Below are 4,152 nucleotides of genomic sequence, written 5' to 3'. Positions count from 1 at the left end.
GAGATTTATCATATACATAAAATAGATTTATAGGGAAGGGAAAAAATACAATTTATATGTAAAATAATGGATAATTAATAAAAAGTTTAAAAAGATATATTTTTGCCAACATTTACTTGACACAAACTATGTGTAAAAATAATTACACACATTAGCAAAACAAGTGGTATTATATACTTCTTTCTCTTATAATATATAATCTGCCACACTATCAAAAACACATAAGGTATAAGTGCAGTTATAAAAATCCTAGGAACATTGCCTTCTGAAAAACAAACTCTCATATTATCAGGAAGGAAAAAATACATAACGGCAATTATTGCTCCTAAAGCTATCCTGTCCTCAATAATACCAAAAATAAGCCATCCACTTCCTCCGATAATAAAGCTTAATCCAATAAAAAGCACATAAGCATTAAGAATATTTCCACCTTCGATAAACTGCATAAGTGCAAGTACGTAATGTGCCATTGGAGGCCAGTATCTGAAAAGCTGCTGCCCGTTATACCATAAATCGGTGTACAAAGGGTAAATGTCACCACTATTTATCGAATTATAAAGCACATTTGCTTTAAATAAGTGTCCATAAACATCACTACCTTTAGGATAATTACCACTATACTGCATTACAATCATTACTATTAAAGCAGCGATAATGATAATCAAAGCTGCATTTATTATCTTCAGATTCCTTATAGCTTTTAAATATCTCAAATTATTCTTTTCATCTACATTTATTTCTTCTATTTTATCTTCTGTTTCTATAATTAACCCTCCCCGTTAATAATATATGTTCTTGTTGGAATTTCACTTATTTCAAGTCTTGTAAGGATATAATTATTTTCTCCCAAGATTATTTTTAAATTCCTATAAAACTCCATTCCTATATTTTCAATGGTGGGAATTATTTTATCAAAAGGCTTTATTCCATTAATATATCTCTTATTAAACTGCTCAAGATATGATTTTATGGTATCTTCTATTTCATCATACAAAATAAACTCCTGTTCATTATTTATCACAAAGACAGTAATACTTATATTATGTGAATGAATATGCTTCTTTTCAAAAGTACTCTCAATGCTATGCGAAATGTTTATATTAAATTTATATCTATATTCACTTATCATTTGTATACACCTATCTTTTTTATGTTAGTATAAAGTTTCTTCACACTTTTCACTTTAAAATTTATTTATATATCAAGATTTCGAAAGTTTATTCATATAAAAAAGGTTTCAATACATATTGCGAAGCCGACCTCGATCCCTGCGGTCTCTTAAGGTTGTTTCTTCATATGTCCTGCAACACTCAGATTACTAAAGGATGTCATTTTGCGAATTCAATCATAACGTATTTATTCATATATAATCAATATCGAATTAAAACTATTTAATAACTTGTAGGCTTTATATGTATTATTCCAACTTTTTATGTAAAATACATCATTCTACAAAAAAAACTTAGAAATTAAAGTCATATTCTTAATTTCCAAGTTCTTTAATATTATTGTATAAAAAAACTGCAAGACATATTCCGAAGCCGACCTCGATTCCTGCGATCACTTAAGGTTTTTTCTTCATATGTCTTGCAACACTTAAATTACTATAGGAAAGTATATTCCTTCAACTCTATCTTCTCCATCAAAGAAATAAAATCGTAAATAATCCTGCACTGCAAATAATCATTACCAGTTACTTTAACATCCTCCTTATTTTTAAAAGCGATGTTAAACTTAAAGTTTCCATAGCAGCCTATATGATCTTCAAAATCATATTTAGTTTCCAGCACATCTCCTGCAAAACGGTTATAAATCTCAGTCATGATGTAACTGCACTCATCTTCTGATAAATCCCTGTCTATCATCTTAACGTAATCGTTATCTGCAAAGTCGCTGTTATTAAGCAGTTCATCAATCTTGTCCTCATTTTTGACAAAATCATCAACTATGCTGTATCTGCTGTAGATATAAAGCATTCTGTACTTGTCACCTATTTTTCTTAAATACAGACATTCGCCATTATTAAGTGAATATGCATTATATTTAAAGCCAGTAAAATCATACATTTTATAAGATTTTAAAGAATGTTTATGAAATTTAATCTTATTGTCACGCTGTATAAACTTGTCCTTTAAAATCTTAAGTTTCTTCTTTTCCTTCTGCTGTGCATCTTTTTGTAAAGCTTCAACTTTCTTATCATATATTTCTTTATTAATCATACTTCTGTAATTTTCTTTAGTTACTAATTTAAGATTTTCCTTTTCTTCAAGTGATATTTTTTCATTCTTAAATGCTTTCTCAATGTACGAAAAATATTCTTCTGTATTCTTTATAGGTTTATAAGTATTATTGCCACCATATGCTCCCCCCACATTTACCACTTTATTGTGAAGAAAATAAAATCCATCATTCTCAATATTAATTCCTACTTTATCATAGAAATCCCATGGACTATTATCTACAGTAAATAACGCTAAAAAATTATTATAATTTGGTTCTTTGTTAATCCCAAGCAGCCCTTGAGGATCATTTACTTCCTTTCTGCTGCCTTTTTCTTTTGAGGTATTTTTACATTCTGAACTCTTTTTAAAAATATTCTTAATTTTCATAACCATAACCTCAAACCCTTTATAAAATTAAAATAATTATTCCTACTTTTATTATATCATTACGTACGCCAAAATAACCCATAAATTTTATTTTTTATCTCTACTATACGTTATATATATATTATCCATTGACTAATTAAAATCTATAAGTCATGTTCTGAGGTTCGTAGAAAGAAAGTTCATGTTTCTTAGACAGTTCCATTACCTTTTCATATACTTTTTCAGCATTGTCATATGTACATCCTATGATAACAAATCCAGATCCTCTGCTTACTTCAATGTTCTTAACTTTTTCATTTAACTCTTCCTGAAATTCATCAATAACATCTATATCAAATGTAAGTGATGTATCGCCTTCACAAATACTTTCATATATATAATTTGCACTCATTGAACTCTTAAGTTCATCACAATTCCACACTGCACAGTACCATTCCATAACTCAACACTCCGTTTCATAAAGTTAGTGTAAAGTTTCTTCACACTTTTTCCTTTAAAATTTATTTATATATCAAGGTTTCGGAAGTTTTTTTGTATAAAAAAACAACGAGCCCCTAATTTCATGTTAAAATTGAATCTCCTAGAATACAAAAATAAACACGAAAGGATGTCGTTATTGTGGATTCAATTATAACTTATTTACTAATATATAATCAATATCTAATTAAAATTATTTATCAACTTATAGGATTTATTGCTCAACATATTCCACTTAAGCAAATGCAATTTGATGATTCTAACAGTCCTAAATATCAAAAGTTCAAAGTTGATAAACTTCCTATAATCAAACGTTTTGAGCAGGTTGATTACAAACTGCTTTTAGCGTATTACAAGCATAAATATAATAAAATTATCAAACCCGTCCAAAGACGTAACGGTAAAACTATATCCCACAAAATTGTCTGTCCTAAATGTGGTGCAAATCATGAATATATTTATGATAACAACGGCAGTAAAGGCCAATATCAATGTAAAGTTTGTGGCACTACATTTAAAGAGTCTAATTTTGTTACAAAACCATTAGTTCTTAAATGTCCATACTGTGGCTCGACACTTACGGAACATAAGGAACGAAAACACTTTAAAATACATAAGTGCACTAATGATAAGTGCTCTTATTATCTTGCAAATTTAAAGAAACTTGATAAAGACATAAGCCATGCTGAAAAATCAAAATATAAGCTTCGCTATATTTATAGAGAATTTACCATAAACTTCTTCAAGATGGATTTATACTCACTTCCTGAGTGCGCTACAGGTTTTAGTTTTAAAAAGTTTAGTCCTCACATAATGGGATTATGTCTTACTTATCATGTTAATTTAAAGCTTTCTACAAGACAGACTGCTCATGCTCTAAAAGAAGTTCACGGCATAGATATATCTCACACCATGGTTGCCAATTATGCATTAACAGCTGCTGCTGTTATAAAGCCGTTTGTAGATACTTTTGACTACAAACCATCAAAGATTCTATCTGCCGATGAAACCTATATCAAAGTTAAAGGTATTAAGCACTATGTGTGGATTGTAATGGATGCTTGTA

General features: G+C 29.0%; 4 protein-coding genes and 1 pseudogene. 1 reads left to right on the top strand and 4 read right to left on the bottom strand.

Annotated features, from left to right (window positions below; all coding sequences use genetic code 11):
• Positions 1-86 precede the first annotated feature (86 nt).
• The 4 genes from FYJ33_RS15770 to FYJ33_RS15755 form a co-directional block, all read right to left on the bottom strand.
• The gene (locus tag FYJ33_RS15770; RefSeq protein WP_154532888.1) at positions 87-713 is read right to left on the bottom strand and encodes a 6-pyruvoyl-tetrahydropterin synthase-related protein; all 627 of its coding nucleotides are present in this window, start codon (positions 711-713) and stop codon (positions 87-89) included.
• 53 nt (positions 714-766) lie between these two features.
• On the bottom strand, positions 767-1,129 hold the full coding sequence (locus tag FYJ33_RS15765; RefSeq protein ID WP_154532886.1) for a 6-carboxytetrahydropterin synthase: 363 nt from the start codon (positions 1,127-1,129) through the stop codon (positions 767-769).
• A gap of 475 nt (positions 1,130-1,604) precedes the next feature.
• On the bottom strand, positions 1,605-2,609 hold the full coding sequence (locus FYJ33_RS15760; protein ID WP_154532884.1) for a hypothetical protein: 1,005 nt from the start codon (positions 2,607-2,609) through the stop codon (positions 1,605-1,607).
• A gap of 136 nt (positions 2,610-2,745) precedes the next feature.
• Positions 2,746-3,048 (bottom strand): hypothetical protein, encoded by a 303-nt coding sequence (locus tag FYJ33_RS15755; protein ID WP_154532882.1) that lies wholly within the window; start codon positions 3,046-3,048, stop codon positions 2,746-2,748.
• Positions 3,049-3,227: 179 nt separating this feature from the next.
• On the opposite strand from FYJ33_RS15755, the pseudogene FYJ33_RS16920 reads away from it, so the two are divergent.
• Positions 3,228-4,152: pseudogene (locus tag FYJ33_RS16920) on the top strand (transposase); the annotation flags it as partial.

The sequence above is a fragment of the Inconstantimicrobium porci genome (assembly GCF_009696465.1).
GTDB lineage: Bacteria > Bacillota > Clostridia > Clostridiales > Clostridiaceae > Inconstantimicrobium > Inconstantimicrobium porci.
This window is presented reverse-complemented; position numbering and strand designations above follow the sequence as displayed.